The organism is Streptomyces sp. DH41, assembly GCF_029813785.1.
GTDB lineage: Bacteria > Actinomycetota > Actinomycetes > Streptomycetales > Streptomycetaceae > Streptomyces.
The window spans coordinates 84,569-102,786 of the sequence record NZ_JARVKY010000021.1 but is presented as its reverse complement, the minus strand read 5'-3'; the positions used below and the strand labels follow the sequence as shown (position 1 = coordinate 102,786).

Below are 18,218 nucleotides of genomic sequence, written 5' to 3'. Positions count from 1 at the left end.
GCACGACCCCATAAGTGCACTGTTGCCTCCTTGAGGTTGACGGGTTGGCCCCGTTCGGAGCAGCAGGCCCTCAATCGTCCGAAGGTGTTCCGACGACCCACCATTCGTCTGTGTCAGCCTCGTCGAAATCCTTGGCCAGACCGTCGACCACGTGGCCCAGCCGCGCCTCGTGGGAGTCCTCGTCGAGTGCGGCGCGCATGTGCCTCGACGCTTCCCAGTACTCGCGGAAGACCGGGCTCTGGAAGAACTCCCTGAGACGTCCCTGCAGCCCTTCCTGGTCCAGGAGTCCCGCTCGGTGGACGTGGTAGAGGTTGACGTACCAGGCGTTCGCATAGAAGAACTGACGCCGCCGCTCGGCCGGGATGTTCTTGTCGTAGGTGTCGATGACCTCGGCGAGGGACGGGTCATCGATGGCCCTGGTCAGCAATTCCCAGTGCATACGCTGCTGGTGCGCCAGCGACTGGCGCCGGATCGCCAGTTCCTCCAGCTCCAGCAGCCGTTCGTGCATACGGGCTGCTTCGTGCCGCCGCCTCCGCGCGGCCAGTGACATCCCGGCCGTGGCGAGCAGCACCCCGGCCGCGGCGGAGCCGAACCTCCCCGTGATGTTCTTCCGTGTGGCCATGTCATCCCCCGAATCAGGCGATCACGCGCCGGTCGTCGAGTGCGGGTCGGCTGACGGGGACCGGCGTGCGATGGGCGGCGCGTGCCACCTCCAGAGTGCCGAGCTGCGCTGATCGGCGGGGAGGCGGAGAGGCGGCGCACGGAGGGAAGCGAGGGTCGCACGGTCCGGCGCCTTCCCGAACGTCTGCCCCGCCAACGCTGCTAACAATCGTTCACTCCGTGTCGACCGCACCGACTCGTATCCTGAGCAGGCAATTCCGTATGCGGGTGTACGTCCTGCCGCGGGCCGGCGTACGCGTAGGTGAGAGAGAGGTCGCACGGTGGGGCAGCGCCCGATTCCGCAGCAGATCCCGGTCGTCGTACTGGCCGGATTCCTCGGCTCCGGAAAGACCACACTCCTCAACCACCTCCTCCACCGCAGCGGAGGCAGCCGTATCGGCGCCATCGTCAACGACTTCGGCTCGATCGAGATCGATGCCATGGCCGTCGCCGGCGCACTCGGCGACTCCACCGTTTCCCTCGGCAACGGATGCCTCTGCTGTGCCGTCGACGCGAGTGAACTGGACGGGTACCTGAAGCGGCTCGCCCGCCCCGACGCGGGCATCGACGTCATCGTCATCGAGGCCAGCGGTCTCGCCGAGCCGCAGGAACTCGTGCGCATGCTTCTCGCGAGCGAGGAGCACGCGGTCGTCTACGGCGGACTCGTCGAGGTCGTCGACGCCGCGGAGTTCGACGCCACGCGGGAGAAACACCCCGAGATCGACCGGCACCTGGCGCTGGCCGACCTGGTCGTGGTCAACAAGACCGACCGGGTTCCGGACGCCGAGCGCGTGCTCGCCCTCGTCCGCTCGCTCAGCGACCGCGCCGCCGTCGTGCCCGCGACCTACGGCCGCGTCGACCCCGAGTTCCTCTACGACTGCCGGCCGAGCGAGGAGCGCGTGGGGCAGTTGTCCTTCGACGACCTGCACGACCACTCGAGGGGCGGCGCACACGCCGGGCACCTGCACGCCGCCTACGACACCCTGTCGTTCGTCTCCGACGTCCCGCTGGACCCTCGCCGGCTCATGAGGTTCCTCGACAGCAGGCCGGAGGGCCTGTACCGGATCAAGGGGTACGTGGACTTCGGCCCGTACGACCCCCAGAACCGATACGCCGTTCACGCCGTCGGCCCTTTCCTGCGCTTCTACCCGGAGCCCTGGGCGCCCGCCGACACGCGCCGCACGCAACTCGTCCTCATCGGATCCGGCATCGACGCGCCGGCCCTCGGCAGGGAACTCGACGCGTGCCGCGGGGACACCGCCCCACACGCCGACGAGCACGGCATGTGGGGCGTCCTGCGCTACGTACCCGACCCCGAGGCCGAGGGCCCCGAGGGTGAGGAGCCGGACGGCGAGGAGCCGCCGACAGCCTAGGCCGGACCCGCCACCACCGACACCGTCTTCGGCAACGACACGCCCGAGCCGTCGCGGCGCGGGTCGATGTCCGGGAGCTGGGCAGGGCTGCCGTTCTTCTGGGCGGCCAGCGCCGGAGTGGGACCGGTCCAGGCGAAGGCCAGGCAGTCCTCGCCCTTCAGGAACCGCTGGCAGCGCACACCACCCGTGGCACGGCCCTTGCGCGGGTACTGGTCGAACGGGGTGAGCTTGGCCGTGGTCTGGACGGAGTCGTCCAGCGTGCCCCGCGAACCGGCGATCGTGAAGACCACCGCGTCCGCGGCCGGGTCCACCGCCGTGAAGGAGATGACCTTCGCACCGTCGGTGAGCTTGACGCCCGCCACACCGCCCGCCGGACGGCCCTGCGGGCGGACCTGCGAGGCCTGGTAGCGCAGCAGTTGCGCGTCGTCCGTGATGAAGACCAGGTCCTCGTCGCCGGTGCGCAGCTCGGCCCCGCCGACGATCCGGTCGCCCTCCCTGAGGCTGATGACCTCCAACTCGTCCTTGTGGGAGGGGTAGTCGGGCACCACACGCTTGACGACACCCTGTTCCGTACCGAGCGCCAGGCCGGGTGAGGACTCGTCCAGCGTGGTCAGGCAGACGACCGTCTCGTCGTCCTGAAGGGTCACGAACTCCGCGATCGGCGCCCCTCCCGCGAGATTCGGCGTCGGCAGGGGCTCCGGGAGCTGGGGCAGGTCCACGACGTTCACCCGCAGCAGACGTCCGGCGGACGTCACCACACCCACCTCGCCGCGGGCCGTGGCCGGCACCGCCGAGACGATCAGGTCGTGCTTGACGCGCTTGGCGCCCGCCTGCGGGACGAGCGGCTCGTCGTTCGCGGTGCGGGCCAGCAGGCCCGTCGAGGAGAGCAGCACCCGGCACGGGTCGTCGGCCACCTGGAGCGGCACGGCGGCCACCGGCGCACCGGACGACTCCAGCAGGACCGTACGACGGTCGGTGCCGAACTTCTTGGCCACCGCGGCCAGTTCGGTCGAGACCAGCTTGCGCAGCTCCGCGTCCGAGTCGAGGATCCGGGTCAGCTCCTCGATCTCCGCGTTCAGCCGGTCCTTCTCGGACTCCAGCTCGATGCGGTCGAACTTGGTGAGCCGCCGCAGCGGCGTGTCCAGGATGTACTGGGTCTGGATGTCGCTCAGCGAGAAGCGCTCCATCAGGCGCTGCTTGGCCTGTGCGGAGTTCTCACTGGAGCGGATGAGGCGGATGACCTCGTCGATGTCGACCAGGGCGGTGAGCAGGCCCTCGACCAGGTGCAGTCGGTCACGTCGCTTGGTGCGGCGGTACTCGCTGCGGCGCCGTACGACGTTGAAGCGGTGGTCGAGATAGACCTCCAGCAGCTCCTTGAGGCCCAGGGTGAGGGGCTGGCCGTCCACCAGGGCGACGTTGTTGATGCCGAAGGACTCCTCCATCGGCGTCAGCTTGTAGAGCTGCTCCAGGACCGCCTCCGGCACGAAGCCGTTCTTGATCTCGATGACCAGGCGCAGTCCGTGCTCGCGGTCGGTGAGGTCCTTGACGTCGGCGATGCCCTGGAGCTTCTTCGAACCGACCAGGTCCTTGATCTTGGCGATCACCTTCTCCGGGCCGACCGCGAAGGGCAGCTCGGTCACGACGAGGCCCTTGCGGCGGGCCGTCACGGTGTCCACGGCGACGGTCGCGCGGATCTTGAAGGTGCCGCGGCCCGTCTCGTAGGCGTCCCGGATGCCGGGCAGACCGACGATCCGGCCGCCGGTGGGCAGGTCGGGGCCAGGGACGTGCTTCATCAGGGCTTCGAGGTCGGCGTTCGGGTGCCGGATCAGGTGCCGGGCGGCCGCGATGACCTCGCGCAGATTGTGCGGGGGCATGTTCGTCGCCATGCCGACCGCGATGCCTGAGGCGCCGTTGACCAGCAGGTTCGGGAAGGCGGCGGGCAGTGCCACCGGCTCCTGCTCCTGGCCGTCGTAGTTGGGGCCGAAGTCGACGGTGTCCTCGTCGATGGACTCCGTCATCAGGCCGGCGGGCTCGGCCATCCGGCACTCGGTGTACCGCATGGCGGCCGGCGGGTCGTCGTTGCCCAGGGAGCCGAAGTTGCCGTGGCCGTCCACCAGGGGGACGCGCATCGAGAACGACTGGGCCATGCGCACCAGGGCGTCGTAGATCGACGCGTCGCCGTGCGGGTGCAGCTTGCCCATGACCTCGCCGACGACGCGGGCGCACTTCACGTAGCCGCGCTCGGGCCGCAGGCCCATCTCGTTCATCTGGTAGACGATGCGGCGGTGCACCGGCTTGAGGCCGTCGCGGGCGTCCGGCAGCGCACGGGAGTAGATGACCGAGTACGCGTACTCGAGGAAGGAGCCCTGCATCTCGTCGACGACGTCGACGTCGAGGATCTTCTCCTCGTACGAGTCGTCGGGCGGCGGGGTCTTCGTACTACGGCGGGCCATCGCTGCCGGCTCCTTGCTGAAGCGTGAACGGTGAACTGACGGGGTCCATTGTGGACCGCGGCACTGACAGCGACCGACCAGGACCCGTCACGGGCTGCCCGGCCCGGCGCTGCCCGCAGGGTACGCCCTCGTCCAGAGCCCTGGTCCCGAGCCCTCGCCCCGGTCGGGTCGCCCGGGCCGCCAACCCGGTTCTCGCTCTCGGCGTACGAGGACCGGGAACTCCACCGGCGGCCCGCACGCTTGCATACAGTGGCAGGATCGGCAGGATCGGCGGAATTCCCGCAGTTCCGCCCAATGATTCCACCCAGTGATTCCACAAGGATTTCGCGATCGAAGGGACGTACATGCCCATGGGTCACACGGCCACAGCCCAGGCAGGCTCCGGCGGCCTGACAGCGACCGAGCACCGCCTGGCCAACGGCCTGCGCGTGGTGCTCTCCGAGGACCACCTGACCCCGGTCGCGGCGGTGTGCCTCTGGTACGACGTCGGCTCGCGCCACGAGGTCAAGGGGCGTACCGGCCTGGCTCACCTTTTCGAGCACCTCATGTTCCAGGGCTCCGCCCAGGTCAAGGGCAACGGCCACTTCGAGCTGGTGCAGGGCGCGGGCGGCTCGCTCAACGGCACCACCAGCTTCGAGCGCACCAACTACTTCGAGACCATGCCCACCCACCAGCTGGAGCTCGCCCTCTGGCTGGAGGCCGACCGCATGGGCTCCCTGCTGTCCGCGCTGGACGACGAGTCGATGGAGAACCAGCGGGACGTCGTCAAGAACGAGCGCCGCCAGCGCTACGACAACGTGCCCTACGGCACGGCGTTCGAGAAGCTGACCGCCCTCTCCTACCCGGAGGGGCACCCCTACCACCACACGCCGATCGGTTCGATGGCCGACCTGGACGCGGCGACGCTCGAGGACGCGCGCGCGTTCTTCCGCACGTACTACGCGCCGAACAACGCGGTGCTGTCGGTCGTCGGCGACATCGACCCCGAGCAGACGCTCGCCTGGATCGAGAAGTACTTCGGTTCCATCGCCTCGCACGACGGCAAGCAAGCCCCCCGGGACGGCTCGCTGCCCGATGTCATGGGCGGGGAGCTGCGCGAGGTCGTCGAGGAGGAGGTCCCGGCCCGCGCCCTGATGGCGGCCTACCGCCTGCCGGAGGACGGCACACGCGCGTGCGACGCGGCCGACCTGGCCCTCACCGTGCTGGGCGGCGGTGAGTCGTCCCGCCTGTACAACCGGCTCGTACGCCGCGACCGCACGGCCGTCGCCGCCGGTTTCGGCCTGCTGCGACTGGCCGGAGCGCCCTCCCTGGGCTGGCTGGACGTGAAGACGTCCGGTGACGTCGAGGTGCCGGTCATCGAGTCCGCCATCGACGAGGAGCTCGCCCGGTTCGCCGAGGAGGGCCCCACCGCCGAGGAGATGGAGCGCGCCCAGGCCCAGTTGGAGCGCGAGTGGCTGGACCGCCTGGGCACGGTCGCGGGCCGCGCCGACGAACTGTGCCGGTACGCCGTCCTGTTCGGCGACCCGCAGCTCGCCCTCACCGCCGTGCAGCGGGTGCTCGAGGTGACGGCCGAGGAGGTCCAGGAGGTCGCCAAGGCCCGCCTGCGCCCCGACAACCGCGCGGTGCTCGTCTACGAGCCGACCGCCCCCACCGACGACAACGACGCCGACGTCGCGAACGACGCCACCGACGAGAACGAGGAGGCGGCCAAGTGACCGAGCTCGCCACCATGGAATTCCACGCCCAGCCGCAGGCCGGCGAGCCCAAGCCGTGGGCGTTCCCGGCCCCCGAGCGCGGCAGCCTCGACAACGGCCTCACCGTGCTGCGCTGCCACCGTCCCGGCCAGCAGGTCGTCGCCGTCGAGGTCAATCTGGACGCGCCCCTCGACGCCGAGCCGGCCGGCCTCGACGGCCTCGCCACGATCATGGCGCGCGCCTTCTCCGAGGGCACCGACAAGCACTCCGCCGAGGAGTTCGCCGCCGAGCTGGAGCGCTGTGGCGCCACCCTCGACGCGCACGCCGACCACCCCGGCGTCCGGCTGAGCCTGGAGGTGCCCGTCTCGCGCCTCGCCAAGGCCCTCGGCCTGGTCGCCGACGCCCTCAGGGCGCCCGCGTTCGCGGACGGCGAGGTAGAACGGCTGGTCCGCAACCGGCTCGACGAGATCCCGCACGAGCTGGCCAACCCCGCCCGCCGCGCCGCCAAGGAGCTCTACAAGGAGCTGTTCCCGGCCGGTACGCGCATGTCGCGCCCGCGCCAGGGCACCGAGGAGACGGTCGCGAGCATCGACTCCGCGGCCGTACGCGCCTTCTACGAGAAGCACGTCCGGCCCGCCACGGCCACCGCCGTGGTCGTCGGCGACCTCACCGGCGTCGACCTCGACGCGCTGCTCGGCGACACGCTGGGCGCGTGGACCGGTTCCGCCGCCGAGCCGCGTCCCGTGCCGCCGGTGACCGCCGACGACAGCGGCCGGGTCGTCATCGTGGACCGTCCCGGCGCCGTCCAGACCCAGCTGCTGATCGGCCGCACCGGCTCCGACCGGCACGACCGCGTGTGGCCCGCTCAGGTGCTCGGCACCTACTGCCTCGGCGGCACCCTCACCTCGCGTCTGGACCGAGTCCTGCGCGAGGAGAAGGGCTACACCTACGGCGTACGGGCGTTCGGGCAGGTCCTGCGTTCCGCGCCCGACGGTACGGGCGCCGCCATGCTCGCCATCAGCGGCTCGGTGGACACCCCCAACACCGGTCCGGCCCTGGACGACCTGTGGACGGTGCTGCGCAAGCTCGCCGCGGAGGGACTCACCGACGCCGAACGCGACGTGGCCGTGCAGAACCTGGTGGGTGTGGCGCCGCTGAAGTACGAGACGGCGGCGGCCGTGGCGAGCACGCTGGCCGACCAGGTCGAGCAGCACCTGCCCGACGACTACCAGGCCACCCTCTACCGCCAACTCGCCGCCACCGGCACAGTGGAGGCCACGGCGGCGGTCGTGAACGCCTTCCCGGTGGACCGCCTGGTGACGGTCCTCGTCGGTGACGCGGCGCAGATCAAGGAGCCCGTCGAGGCCCTCGGCATCGGTGAAGTCACCGTCGTGTCGGCCGAGTAGCGGCACCCGCGCGCGTCGGCCCTGGTGACCGGAGTGTCACCAGGGCCGACGTTTGTCCGGATTGAGGGAGTGACCACCCGTCTGCCCTGTGGCGTGCGCTACAAAAAGCCGGTTGCGTTTGAGGATTGAAGACAGCCGCGTTTAGCGTCGTCCGGGCTGTTCGTCAGGCAGTGCGCCGCACCCGCGGCACCGGACAGTCATCGCCGAGTCCCCCCACGGCGCGAGCCAGGGGAGCCGGGGACCCATCGCAGTCCCTGGGGTGAATCGGACGCCCGCGCGCGCAGCGAGGGGGTCCGTAGGAGACCTTCCACCTCCGAACCCGTCAGCTAACCCGGTAGGCGAGAGGGAAGGAAAGGACCAGCCTCTACATGGCGTTCACGCGCGCCACCGGGAAGCACCGCCGTACCGGCCGGGTGCACCGCACCACCGCCCGCGCGGCAGGGGTCGCGGCCCTCGCCACCACCGGCGTCGTCGGCACCCTCGCGGCTCCGGCGCTCGCCGCCGAGTCCGAGGCGGAGCAGAGCGGACTCACCCCGGTCATCACCATCGGCGACTCCATAGCCGACGAGATCGACGCGCAGGCCACCGCGCAGAAGCAGGCCGCCCTGCACGCGGCCGCCCGCGAGGAGGCTCAGGAGGCGGCGCGCGAGCGGGCCGCCGAGGCGGCCGAGGAGGCGCGCGAGGCCAAGGAGCGCGCCGCGCGCGAGGCGGAGCGCGAGCGACTCAACACCTTCGTCTCGCCGATCACCGCCTCCTACGTCTCCACCGCCTACCAGGCCGGCAGCTCCCTGTGGTCCTCCGGCAGCCACACCGGCATCGACTTCCACGCCGCCAGTGGCACGTCCGTGCACGCGGTCGGCGTCGGCACCGTCGTGGAGGCCGGCTGGGGCGGCGCGTACGGCAACCAGGTCGTCATCAAGATGCACGACGGCACGTACACGCAGTACGGCCACCTGTCGTCCATCGGCGTCTCGGTGGGCCAGTCGGTCGGCCCCGGCCAGCAGATCGGCCTCTCCGGCGCCACCGGCAACGTCACCGGGGCGCACCTGCACTTCGAGGCCCGTACGAGCCCCGAGTACGGCTCGGACCTGGACCCCGTCGCCTATCTCCGCTCCCACGGCGTGAACCTCTGACGACGGACGGTACGGTATGTGAATGCCCCGGCTCACGAGCCGGGGCATTCACATTTCCGTGCGCGATCCAGAGGCGTCGCTGACCAAAAAATGCTCATGAAATCCGCCCCGCCGTCGGAATATCCGCTTGATTGACCTAGAGTCACTGCACACGTGTCAATGGTCGACGTTTCACGGGGATCAAGGCGGAGGTCGGATATGCGTATTCCGGCGCACTCGGTGTGCACGGCGATCCGGGACGACATCGTCGCCGGCGTCCACGGGCGCGGCAGCCGGCTCACCGAGGAGCTCCTCGCCCGCCGTCACGGAGTCTCCCGCGTCCCGGTCCGCGAGGCCCTGCGCACGCTGGAGGCCGAGGGTTTCGTGGTGACCCGGCGGCACGCGGGCGCGTGCGTCGCGGAACCCACCGAACAGGAGGCCGCCGACCTGCTGGAGACCCGCACGCTCCTCGAACCCCTCGGTGCCTCCCGGGCCGCCCGGCGCCGCACCGACGCACACCTCAAAGTGCTGCGCGGGCTGGTCAGGCTCGGGCAGGAGCGCGCCAGGCACGGCAACAGCGATGACCTGCGCTCCCTGGGCGGCTGGTTCCACGACACCCTCGCCCAGGCCGCCGGCAGCCCCTCGCTGACGGCGCTCCTGACCCAGTTGCGTCACAAGATCGCCTGGATGTACGTCGTGGACGCGCCGGCCGGACCGGTGGAGTGCTGGGCGGAGCACGGCGCGGTCGTCGACGCGGTGGCCCGGGGCGACGCCGAGCGCGCGCGGGCGCTCATGACGCTGCACACGGAGCGGTCGAAGCCGGGGCACCGCCTGAGATTCGCCTCCGGCGGCGGCGGCGAACGAACGGAGCGTGTGAGGAATTCGCAACGTCCCGTAAACACGCCGAGCCTGCGGCATTAACACGGGTGTCGTATACCTAGGACTGGCAATAGGGGGCCTCTTTTTCTGCTGCTCGCAAACAAGGAACGCAAATAAGGAAAGAAGCGGAACGGGGAAAAAGAAAGGCCCGCCCGGCGGTCCCGGGCGGGCCTTTCGGTGCTGCTGTCCGTCAGACGGTCTCGGGAAGCTCCTCGAGCCCCTCGGAGACCAGCTTCGCCAGCCGCTCCAGGGCGGCGTCCGCGCCCTCGGCGTCGGAGGCGAGGACGATCTCCTCGCCGCCCTGGGCGCCGAGGCCGAGGACGGCCAGCATGGAGGCCGCGTTGACGGGGGAACCGTCGGCCTTGGCGATCGTCACCGGGACGCCTGTGGCCGTGGCGGCTCGGACGAAGATGGAGGCGGGGCGGGCGTGGAGACCCTCGGCCCAGCCGACGTTGACGCGGCGCTCAGCCATGTGATGCTGCCCTTCAGGTGATCAGGGGTTTCAGGTTGTCTAGACCAGTCTTGTCTAGACCAGTTTCCCACATCGTGAAGCATGCCCGGACGGCTGTGCGCCGTTCCGTGTGGTGGTCGGACCGCGGCCTCGGCCCGACCTTCCGTCCCCACAGACTGCCCCGCGCCGCTGTCGTACGCGAGCCGTACTCTGGGGCCCATGCAGACCTCGTCGGACCGGCACGAGTACCCCGCCCACTGGGAGGCCGACGTGGTGCTGCGCGACGGCGGCACCGCGCGCGTCCGCCCCATCACCGTTGATGACGCCGAGCGCCTGGTCAGCTTCTACGAGCAGGTCTCCGACGAGTCGAAGTACTACCGCTTCTTCGCGCCGTACCCTCGCCTGTCCGCCAAGGACGTCCACCGCTTCACGCACCACGACTTTGTGGACCGGGTGGGACTCGCGGCCACCATCGGCGGCGAGTTCATCGCCACCGTACGCTACGACCGGATCGGCGCCGGCGGAACGCCCGCCTCGGCACCGGCCGACGAGGCCGAGGTCGCCTTCCTCGTCCAGGACGCCCACCAGGGGCGCGGCGTCGCCTCCGCGCTGCTGGAACACATCGCCGCCGTCGCCCGCGAGCGCGGCATCCGCCGCTTCGCCGCCGAGGTGCTGCCCGCCAACACCAAGATGATCAAGGTGTTCATGGACGCCGGGTACACCCAGAAGCGGAGCTTCGAGGACGGCGTGGTCCGCCTGGAGTTCGACCTCGAACCCACCGACCGCTCGCTCGCCGTGCAGTACGCGCGCGAGCACCGCGCGGAGGCGCGTTCCGTTCAGCGGCTGCTGCAGCCCGGGTCGGTGGCGGTCATCGGCACCGGCCGCACACCGGGAGGCGTGGGCCGCAGCATCCTCGGCAACATCCGGGACGCGGGCTACACGGGCCCGCTGTACGCCGTGAACAAGGCCTTCCCCGAGCACGGGACGGAACTCGACGGGGTGCCCGCGTGCCGCTCGGTGCGCGACATCGACGGGCCCGTCGACCTCGCCGTCGTCACCGTGCCCGCCGAGCACGTCCCCGAGGTCGTCACCGAATGCGGGGAGCACGGCGTGCAGGGACTGGTGGTCATCTCCGCCGGATACGCCGACAGCGGCCCCGAGGGACGCGAACGCCAGCGCGCACTCGTGCGGCAAGCGCGTACGTACGGCATGCGGATCATCGGACCCAACGCCTTCGGGATCATCAACACCTCACCGGGAGTGCGGCTCAACGCCTCCCTCGCCCCCGAGATGCCGCGTCCGGGCCGGATCGGTCTGTTCGCCCAGTCCGGCGCCATCGGCATCGCCCTGCTCTCCCGGCTGCACCGGCGCGGCGGGGGAGTCACCGGCGTCACCGGTGTGTCGACCTTCGTCTCCTCCGGCAACCGGGCCGACGTCTCCGGCAACGACGTCCTCCAGTACTGGTACGACGACCCGGAGACGGACGTGGCGCTGATGTACCTGGAGTCCATCGGCAACCCACGCAAGTTCACCCGCCTGGCCAGGCGGACGGCGGCCGCCAAGCCGCTGGTCGTGGTGCAGGGAGCCCGGCACGGCGGCGTGACCCCCCAGGGGCACGCCGTACGGGCGACGCGACTGCCGCACGCGACGGTCTCCGCGCTGCTGAGGCAGGCGGGCGTGATCCGGGTCGACACGATCACGGACCTGGTCGACGCGGGCCTGCTGCTCGCACGCCAGCCGCTGCCCGCCGGCCCGAGGGTGGCGATCCTGGGCAACTCGGAGTCCCTGGGCCTGCTGACGTACGACGCCTGCCTCTCCGAGGGGTTGCGGCCGCACCCTCCCCTGGACCTGACCACGGCTGCCTCGGCGGACGACTTCCACCGGGCTCTGTCCCGGGCCCTGGCCGACGACACGTGCGACGCGGTGGTGGTGACCGCCATCCCGACGGTGGGGGAGGGGTCGGCGGGAGACGCGGCGCTGGCCAAGGCTCTTCGCTCGGCGGCGGCCGCGGTGCCCGCCAAGCCGGTCCTCGTGGTCCACGTGGAGCTGGGCGGCCTGGCGGAAGCCCTGTCCGCGGCGGCGAGCACGGCACCGCAGGCGACACCGCCCGCCGAGCCGTGGTCCGGCCCACCCGCCGAGTCCCGGCCCGGCCTGCCCACGGAGCCCCGGTCCGGTCCGCCCGTCGAGTCCCGGTCCGGCCTGCCCACGGAGTCCCGGTCCGGCCTGCCCACGGAGTCCCGGTCCGGTCCGCCCGTCGAGTCCCGGTCCGGCCTGCCCACCGAGTCCCGGTCCGGCCTGCCCGTCGAGTCCCGGCCCGGCCCGCCCACCGAGTCCCGGCCCGGCCTGCCCACGGAGCCCCAGTCCGGCCCGCCCCCGGAGCCCCGATCGGCCGCGCCCCGAGAGCCCCGGGCGGCTTCGCCCGCGGAGTCTCAGGCGCTGCCGCCCCCAGAGCCGCAGGCGCCCCCGACCACCGGAGCCCGGACGTCCCCGCCCGCCGCGGCAGGTGCCGCCCAGCCGGCCGGCCCCGCACAGCGGACTCCCGCCGGATCCGCCGGACCATCCGGACCCGCCGGACCATCCGGCGGGTCGTCCGGCGCTGGACCCGGCGGACCCTCCGGCGCCGGACCGGCCGGACCCGCGGCGGCTCCCGAAGGCGCCCGACTCATCCCCGCCTACCCCGCCGCCGAACGTGCCGTCCGCGCCCTCGCCCAAGCCGTCGCCTACGCCCAGTGGCGCCGCGACGCCGCCGACCCCGGCAAGGTGCCGGAGTACGAGGACATCGACGAGAAGAGCGCCGCCGAGCTGATCGCCGGACACCTCGCGCGCGGGCAGGGGCTCACCCTCGGCACCCAGGAGACCTGCGACCTGCTCGGCAGGTACGGCATCCACGTCCACCGCGCCCTGCCCGCCCCGGCCCCCGACGACGCCGTCGCCGCCGCGCGGACCATCGGCTACCCCGTCGCCCTCAAGGCCACCGCCCCGCACCTGCGCCACCGCGCCGACCTGGGCGGGGTACGCCTGGACCTCGCGGACGAGGAGCAGCTGCGGCGGGCCTACGCCGAGTTGACCGAGCTGTTCGGGAAGCCCGAGGAGCTGCGCCCGGTGGTGCAGGGCATGGCCCCGCGCGGCGTCGACACGGTCGTACGCGCGGTCATCGACCCGGCGGCCGGCGCGGTGCTCTCCTTCGGGCTGGCCGGGGCGGCCACGCAACTGCTCGGCGACATGGCACACCGGCTCATCCCGGTCACCGACCGCGACGCCACCTCTCTCATCCGTTCCATCCGCACCGCGCCCCTCCTCTTCGGCTGGCGAGGCTCGGCCCCGGTCGACAGCGCAGCGCTGCAGGAGTTGCTGCTGCGGGTCTCCCGGCTGGTGGACGACCATCCCGAGGTCGTCGCGGTCACCCTCGAACCGGTCGTCGTGGCCCCGCGCGGCCTGAGCGTCCTCGGCGCCACCGTCCGACTCGCGCCTCCTCCCGCCAGGGACGACCTCGGCCCGCGGACCCTGCCGGCGTACTGACCGCCCACCGCCCGGGACGGGTCCCGCACGAGCGTGCCTCGCAGTCGGTGCGCCCCCGTAGGATGGACGGCATGGCCAAGACCAGTACGACGACCCAGGGGCTGCGAGCGGCGATCGAGCGCAGCGGCTACTACCCGGCCCTCGTGGCCGAGGCGGTGGAGGCCGCCGTGGGCGGCGAGCCCGTCCGGTCGTACGTGGTCCATCAGGAGACGACGTTCGACCAGAACGAGGTGCGGCGGCACGTGACCGTGCTGGTGCTCACCGGCAACCGCTTCATCGTCAGCCACACCGACGAGCAGACCGCCGACGACACCTCCCCGACGCCGTACGCGACGACGTCCACGGAGTCCGTCAAGCTCGGCCGGATCTCGTCCATCGTCGTCAGCCGCGTGGTCGCAAACCCGGAGCAGTACAAGCCGGGCACGCTGCCCCGCGAGATCGTGCTGACCATCGGCTGGGGTGCCGTCTCCCGGCTCGACCTGGAGCCGGCCGCCTGCGGCGACCCCAACTGCGAGGCCGACCACGGCTACACGGGCAGCTCGACGGCCGACGACCTCAGCCTGCGCGTCAGCGAGGCCGGCGACGGCCCGGAGACGGTGCGCCAGGCGCTCGCCTTCGCGCAGGCCCTCTCCGAGGCGACCGCGGACTCCGCACGCTGATGGTGCAGCACACCGCCTGGGACACCGACCCGGAACCTCTCCCCGTCGACTCCGCCCCCGTTCCCGAGTACGGCACCGGCTCGCTCGCCGACCTGCTGCCCACGCTGGCCGCCGGCCTCGGTGTCCCCGGCATGACCGCCGGGATCACGGAGCTGACCCCCGCCGACCGGAACTGCGTGTTCCTGATCGACGGCCTCGGCTGGGAGCAGCTGCGTGCGCACCCGGAGGACGCCCCCTTCCTGAGCTCGCTGCTGGACACCTCACGAGGCGGCACCGGACGCCCGATCACCGCCGGCTACCCGGCGACCACCGCGACCTCCCTCGCCTCCGTCGGCACCGGCCTGCCGCCGGGCGCCCACGGCCTGCCCGGATACACCGTGCGCGATCCCGCCACCGGCGCGCTGATGAACCAGCTGCGCTGGCAGCCGTGGACCGCGCCGGGCCCCTGGCAGCCGTACCCCACCGTCTTCCAGCTCGCCCACGAGGCGGGCGTGCGCGCCGCGCAGGTCACCTCCCCGACCTTCGCGAACACCCCGCTGACCAAGGTGGCGCTCAGCGGCGGCGCCTTCCACGGACGGCTGTCCGGCGAGGACCGCATGGACTGCGCCGCCGAGCAGCTGGCGGGCGCCGACCGCGCCCTCGTCTACACCTACTACGCCGAGGTCGACGGCGCCGGCCACCGCTTCGGCGTCGACTCCGACACCTGGCGCGGCCAGCTCGGACACGTCGACCGGCTCGTCCAGCGCCTCGCCGAGCAGCTGCCGCCGCGCAGCGCCCTGTACGTCACCGCCGACCACGGCATGATCGACGTGCCCTTCGACGAGGACCACCGCATCGACTTCGACGAGGACTGGGAGCTGAAGGCGGGCGTCGCCCTCCTCGGCGGCGAGGGCCGCGCCCGGCACGTGTACGCCGTCCCCGGCGCGCACACCGACGTACTGACCTGCTGGCGCGAGGTGCTCGGCGAGCAGTTCTGGGTGGCCTCGCGGGACGAGGCGATCGAGGCGGGCTGGTTCGGCCCCCGCATCGACGACCGGGTGTACGACCGCATCGGCGACGTGATCGCCGCCGCGCGGGACGACGTCCTGCTCATCGCCTCCGAGCGCGAACCGAAGGAGTCGTCGATGGTCGGCAACCACGGCTCGATGACCCCTGCCGAGCAGCTCGTCCCCCTGCTCGAAGTACGTTCCTGACCTCGAAGTACGTTCCCGACCCTCCGCGAAACCCGACCTTCCTGCCGAAAGGTGCTCAACCCCTCATGCCCGAGCTGGTGTTCTTCTCCGGAACAATGGACTGCGGGAAGTCGACACTGGCTCTCCAGATCGAGCACAACCGTTCGGCACGCGGTCTGGCCGGCATGATCTTCACCCGCGACGACCGCGCGGGCGAGGGCAAGCTCTCCTCACGCCTCGGTCTCGTCACCGACGCGGTGGAGGTCGGGGACGGCCAGGACCTGTACGCCTACCTCGTCGACCACCTCTCGCAGGGCGGACGCGCGGACTACGTGATCGCGGACGAGGCGCAGTTCCTGGTCCCCGACCAGATCGACCAGCTCGCGCGCGTCGTCGACGATCTGAACATCGACGTCTACGCCTTCGGTATCACCACCGACTTCCGCTCGAAGCTGTTCCCCGGCTCCCAGCGGCTGGTCGAACTCGCCGACCGCGTCGAGGTGCTCCAGGTCGAGGCCCTGTGCTGGTGCGGCGCCCGCGCCACGCACAACGCCCGCACCGTGGGCGGTGTCATGGTCGTCGAGGGCGCCCAGGTGGTCGTCGGCGACGTGACCTGGTCGGCGGACGAGATCGGCTACGAGGTGCTGTGCCGGCGCCATCACCGAAGGCGGATGACGAGCGCTTCGGCGAAGGCGGCGGCGTTGTCGCCGGATGTGCTGCCGGTGACGTCGGACTGACCGGGAACCGCGCGGCCCCGGGCGACCAGCCGGACACCGAGCGGGCGGCCTCGGCACCGCGGGTACCGGGCCGTCACCCGAGCCGCGCGTCAGCGTGGGCGCTGCAGCAGCGACAACCGCGCCCCCTCCGGATCCGCAGCCCTGGCCACCCGGCCGTGCGCGGTGTCCCGGACCGGCTCGAGGACATGCCCGCCCAGATCTTCGAGGCGCTCCACGGACTCCTCCGCGTCCGCCACCTCGAAGTACGTCATCCAGTGCGGCCCCCGGTCGCGGGGCAGGGCCCCTCCGACGCCGTGCACACCGGCGACGGGGCGGCCGTCGACGAGCAGGGTCACGTAGTCGAAGTCGGCGGAGACCTCCGGGTCCGACTCGAAGCCGAACACGGTCTCGTAGAACTTGGCGACGCTCGCCGACTCGTACGTCAGCAGCTCGTTCCACGCCGGTGTGCCGGGCACGCCGGTGACGGCCGTGCCGAGGTGGGCCGCCGCCTGCCAGATGCCGAAGACGGCGCCCGACGGGTCGGAACCGATGGCCAGGCGGCCGGCCTCGCCCGCGTCCAGCGGGCCGACACCGATCGTGCCCCCGCACAGGCGTACCGTTTCGGCCGTCCGGTCGACGTCGTCGGAGGCGAAGTAGGGCGTCCAGGCGAGGGGCAGGTGCCGGTCCGGGGGCAGTTGGCCGATACCCGCCACCTCACGGCCGTCGAGCAGCGCCCGCGCATAGGGGCCCAACTGCCGCGGACCGGGCTGGAACTCCCAGCCGAACAGTGCTCCGTAGAACTCCTGGGTCGCGGCCGGCCCGTGCACCATCAGACTCACCCAGCAGGGTGTGCCGGGTGTGCGCAGGGCGTTCGTCTCGTCGTCCCGGCCGGCCGACCCCCGTGCGTCGGTCATCGTCACTCTCTTCTCGGCCCTCCGCGGGCCGTGCGTCCGCTTCCGCTCTGACGGGTCCGCTCTCGCGGATTCCGCGCTGACGGACCTTCGCGCCGATGGCGGCACCGGACCTGGTGCCGCGTGCTTCGGGCGCGCCCGAGGGGCAGCCCGGCTGCCCGGGTGGTACAGCATGTGCCCGAACCCGTACGCCTCGTGATCGGTACTGTCCGGCGGGCAGAGTAGCCCGACATCGGCGCGGCGGCCACTCGGTACGCCAGGATGGGGCCATGAACGCCATCATCTCCGCACCCGAACTCGCGAACGAACTGGCGGGCGCGAACCCGCCGGTCCTGCTCGACGTCCGCTGGCAGTTGAGCACGGCCGCGGCGGCCGGCGCCGCGCCGTTCGACGGCCGGGCCGAGTACACGGCCGGGCACCTTCCCGGCGCCGTCTTCGTGGACCTGGACAGGGAACTCGCCTCCGCTCCCGGCGGACGCGGCCGGCATCCGCTGCCCGACGTGGAGGAGTTCGGAGCGGCGATGCGCCGGGCGGGCGTGTCGTCCGGCCGTCCGGTCGTCGTGTACGACGGCGGACAGGGGTGGGCGGCGGCCCGCGCCTGGTGGCTGCTGCGCTGGACGGGTCACCCGAACGTGCGAGTCCTCGACGGCGGGTTGCCGGCCTGGGAGGCGCCGCTGTCGACGGACGTCCCCGTCCCCGCGGAGGGCGACTTCGCGCCGGAGCCGGGCGCACTGGGCGCGACGGGCCCGGCGGGGATGCTCGACGCGGACGGAGCCGCCGCGCTGGCCCGGTCCGGGCTGCTGCTCGACGCCCGCGCGGGGGAGCGGTACCGGGGCGAGGTGGAGCCGATCGACCGGGTCGGCGGTCACATCCCGGGCGCCGTGTCCGCGCCGACGACGGACAACGTGGCGGCGGACGGCCGCTTCCTGCCCGCCGAAGAGCTCCGGGCGCGCTTCAAGGGCTTGGGGGCCGGGGAGGACGGTGAGGTCGGCGTGTACTGCGGCTCGGGCGTGTCGGGCGCCCACGAGGTGCTGGCACTGGCGGTCGCGGGCATTCCGGCCGCGCTGTACGTGGGTTCGTGGTCGGAGTGGTCGTCGGATCCGGGCCGACCGGTCGCGATGGGGCCCGACCCGCAGTAGAACGGCCTCCAGCAGGCCCGGCGTACGAGAGGGGGGACCGCACCCGCATGGGCGCGGTCCCCCTCTCACGCGTC

At 72.1% G+C, this 18,218-nt stretch carries 14 protein-coding genes and 1 riboswitch; of the genes, 10 read left to right on the top strand and 4 right to left on the bottom strand.

What is annotated here, in order from left to right; all coding sequences use genetic code 11:
* Positions 1-70 precede the first annotated feature (70 nt).
* Positions 71-622 carry a DUF6082 family protein gene (locus QC283_RS29240; RefSeq protein ID WP_279564715.1) on the bottom strand — a complete coding sequence of 184 codons (552 nt, stop codon included), beginning with the start codon at positions 620-622 and terminating at the stop codon, positions 71-73.
* Positions 623-941: 319 nt separating this feature from the next.
* Between QC283_RS29240 and QC283_RS29235 the strand changes: the two genes are divergently transcribed.
* Complete coding sequence (locus QC283_RS29235) at positions 942-2,033, top strand: CobW family GTP-binding protein (protein ID WP_279564714.1); 1,092 nt, start codon at positions 942-944, stop codon at positions 2,031-2,033.
* On the opposite strand, the gene QC283_RS29230 is transcribed toward QC283_RS29235, so the two are convergent.
* Positions 2,030-4,486, bottom strand: coding sequence for a DNA gyrase/topoisomerase IV subunit A (locus QC283_RS29230; protein ID WP_279564713.1), 2,457 nt, complete (start codon positions 4,484-4,486; stop codon positions 2,030-2,032). The two genes, QC283_RS29235 and QC283_RS29230, sit on opposite strands and share 4 nt — an antisense overlap.
* Positions 4,487-4,830: 344 nt before the next feature.
* On the opposite strand from QC283_RS29230, the gene QC283_RS29225 reads away from it, so the two are divergent.
* The 4 genes from QC283_RS29225 (at position 4,831) to QC283_RS29210 (ending at position 9,619) form a co-directional block, all read left to right on the top strand.
* Positions 4,831-6,201, top strand: a complete 1,371-nt coding sequence (locus QC283_RS29225) for a M16 family metallopeptidase (RefSeq protein ID WP_279564712.1) — start codon at positions 4,831-4,833, stop codon at positions 6,199-6,201.
* On the top strand, positions 6,198-7,586 hold the full coding sequence (locus QC283_RS29220; RefSeq protein WP_279564711.1) for a M16 family metallopeptidase: 1,389 nt from the start codon (positions 6,198-6,200) through the stop codon (positions 7,584-7,586). Before QC283_RS29225 ends, QC283_RS29220 begins: the two co-directional genes overlap by 4 nt.
* A 191-nt stretch (positions 7,587-7,777) precedes the next feature.
* A riboswitch (cyclic di-AMP (ydaO/yuaA leader) is annotated at positions 7,778-7,942 on the top strand.
* Between the two features lie 12 nt (positions 7,943-7,954).
* Positions 7,955-8,719: a M23 family metallopeptidase gene (locus tag QC283_RS29215; protein ID WP_279564710.1), complete on the top strand. Its 765-nt coding sequence runs from the start codon at positions 7,955-7,957 to the stop codon at positions 8,717-8,719.
* 198 nt (positions 8,720-8,917) lie between these two features.
* Positions 8,918-9,619 (top strand): GntR family transcriptional regulator, encoded by a 702-nt coding sequence (locus QC283_RS29210; RefSeq protein ID WP_279564709.1) that lies wholly within the window; start codon positions 8,918-8,920, stop codon positions 9,617-9,619.
* Positions 9,620-9,767: 148 nt separating this feature from the next.
* Here QC283_RS29210 and QC283_RS29205 read toward each other — a convergent pair whose 3' ends face one another.
* Complete coding sequence (locus tag QC283_RS29205; RefSeq protein WP_053138275.1) at positions 9,768-10,049, bottom strand: HPr family phosphocarrier protein; 282 nt, start codon at positions 10,047-10,049, stop codon at positions 9,768-9,770.
* 198 nt (positions 10,050-10,247) lie between these two features.
* Here QC283_RS29205 and QC283_RS29200 point away from each other — a divergent pair, with 198 nt between their 5' ends.
* The 4 genes from QC283_RS29200 (at position 10,248) to QC283_RS29185 (ending at position 16,115) form a co-directional block, all read left to right on the top strand.
* Positions 10,248-13,547, top strand: coding sequence for a bifunctional GNAT family N-acetyltransferase/acetate--CoA ligase family protein (locus QC283_RS29200; RefSeq protein WP_279564708.1), 3,300 nt, complete (start codon positions 10,248-10,250; stop codon positions 13,545-13,547).
* A gap of 62 nt (positions 13,548-13,609) precedes the next feature.
* The gene (locus QC283_RS29195; RefSeq protein WP_279564781.1) at positions 13,610-14,206 is read left to right on the top strand and encodes a DUF5998 family protein; all 597 of its coding nucleotides are present in this window, start codon (positions 13,610-13,612) and stop codon (positions 14,204-14,206) included.
* A complete protein-coding gene (locus QC283_RS29190) occupies positions 14,206-15,399 on the top strand; it encodes an alkaline phosphatase family protein (protein ID WP_279564707.1) in 1,194 nt (397 codons plus the stop codon). Before QC283_RS29195 ends, QC283_RS29190 begins: the two co-directional genes overlap by 1 nt.
* Before the next feature lie 65 nt (positions 15,400-15,464).
* Positions 15,465-16,115 (top strand): thymidine kinase, encoded by a 651-nt coding sequence (locus tag QC283_RS29185; RefSeq protein WP_279564706.1) that lies wholly within the window; start codon positions 15,465-15,467, stop codon positions 16,113-16,115.
* Between the two features lie 89 nt (positions 16,116-16,204).
* Here QC283_RS29185 and QC283_RS29180 read toward each other — a convergent pair whose 3' ends face one another.
* On the bottom strand, positions 16,205-17,008 hold the full coding sequence (locus QC283_RS29180) for a VOC family protein (RefSeq protein ID WP_279564705.1): 804 nt from the start codon (positions 17,006-17,008) through the stop codon (positions 16,205-16,207).
* 266 nt (positions 17,009-17,274) lie between these two features.
* On the opposite strand from QC283_RS29180, the gene QC283_RS29175 reads away from it, so the two are divergent.
* Complete coding sequence (locus QC283_RS29175; protein WP_279564704.1) at positions 17,275-18,144, top strand: sulfurtransferase; 870 nt, start codon at positions 17,275-17,277, stop codon at positions 18,142-18,144.
* Positions 18,145-18,218: the final 74 nt, after the last annotated feature.

Excerpts from the sequence above, each read along its gene's own strand:
- QC283_RS29195 (WP_279564781.1), top strand. The coding sequence starts at position 13,610 with ATGGACGGCATGGCCAAGACCAGTACGACGACCCAGGGGCTGCGAGCG.
- QC283_RS29205 (WP_053138275.1), bottom strand. The coding sequence starts at position 10,049 with ATGGCTGAGCGCCGCGTCAACGTCGGCTGGGCCGAGGGTCTCCACGCC.
- QC283_RS29185 (WP_279564706.1), top strand. The coding sequence starts at position 15,465 with ATGCCCGAGCTGGTGTTCTTCTCCGGAACAATGGACTGCGGGAAGTCG.
- QC283_RS29190 (WP_279564707.1), top strand. The coding sequence starts at position 14,206 with ATGGTGCAGCACACCGCCTGGGACACCGACCCGGAACCTCTCCCCGTC.
- QC283_RS29180 (WP_279564705.1), bottom strand. The coding sequence starts at position 17,008 with ATGACCGACGCACGGGGGTCGGCCGGCCGGGACGACGAGACGAACGCC.
- QC283_RS29230 (WP_279564713.1), bottom strand. The coding sequence starts at position 4,486 with ATGGCCCGCCGTAGTACGAAGACCCCGCCGCCCGACGACTCGTACGAG.
- QC283_RS29210 (WP_279564709.1), top strand. The coding sequence starts at position 8,918 with ATGCGTATTCCGGCGCACTCGGTGTGCACGGCGATCCGGGACGACATC.
- QC283_RS29175 (WP_279564704.1), top strand. The coding sequence starts at position 17,275 with ATGAACGCCATCATCTCCGCACCCGAACTCGCGAACGAACTGGCGGGC.
- QC283_RS29240 (WP_279564715.1), bottom strand. The coding sequence starts at position 622 with ATGGCCACACGGAAGAACATCACGGGGAGGTTCGGCTCCGCCGCGGCC.
- QC283_RS29200 (WP_279564708.1), top strand. The coding sequence starts at position 10,248 with ATGCAGACCTCGTCGGACCGGCACGAGTACCCCGCCCACTGGGAGGCC.
- QC283_RS29215 (WP_279564710.1), top strand. The coding sequence starts at position 7,955 with ATGGCGTTCACGCGCGCCACCGGGAAGCACCGCCGTACCGGCCGGGTG.
- QC283_RS29225 (WP_279564712.1), top strand. The coding sequence starts at position 4,831 with ATGCCCATGGGTCACACGGCCACAGCCCAGGCAGGCTCCGGCGGCCTG.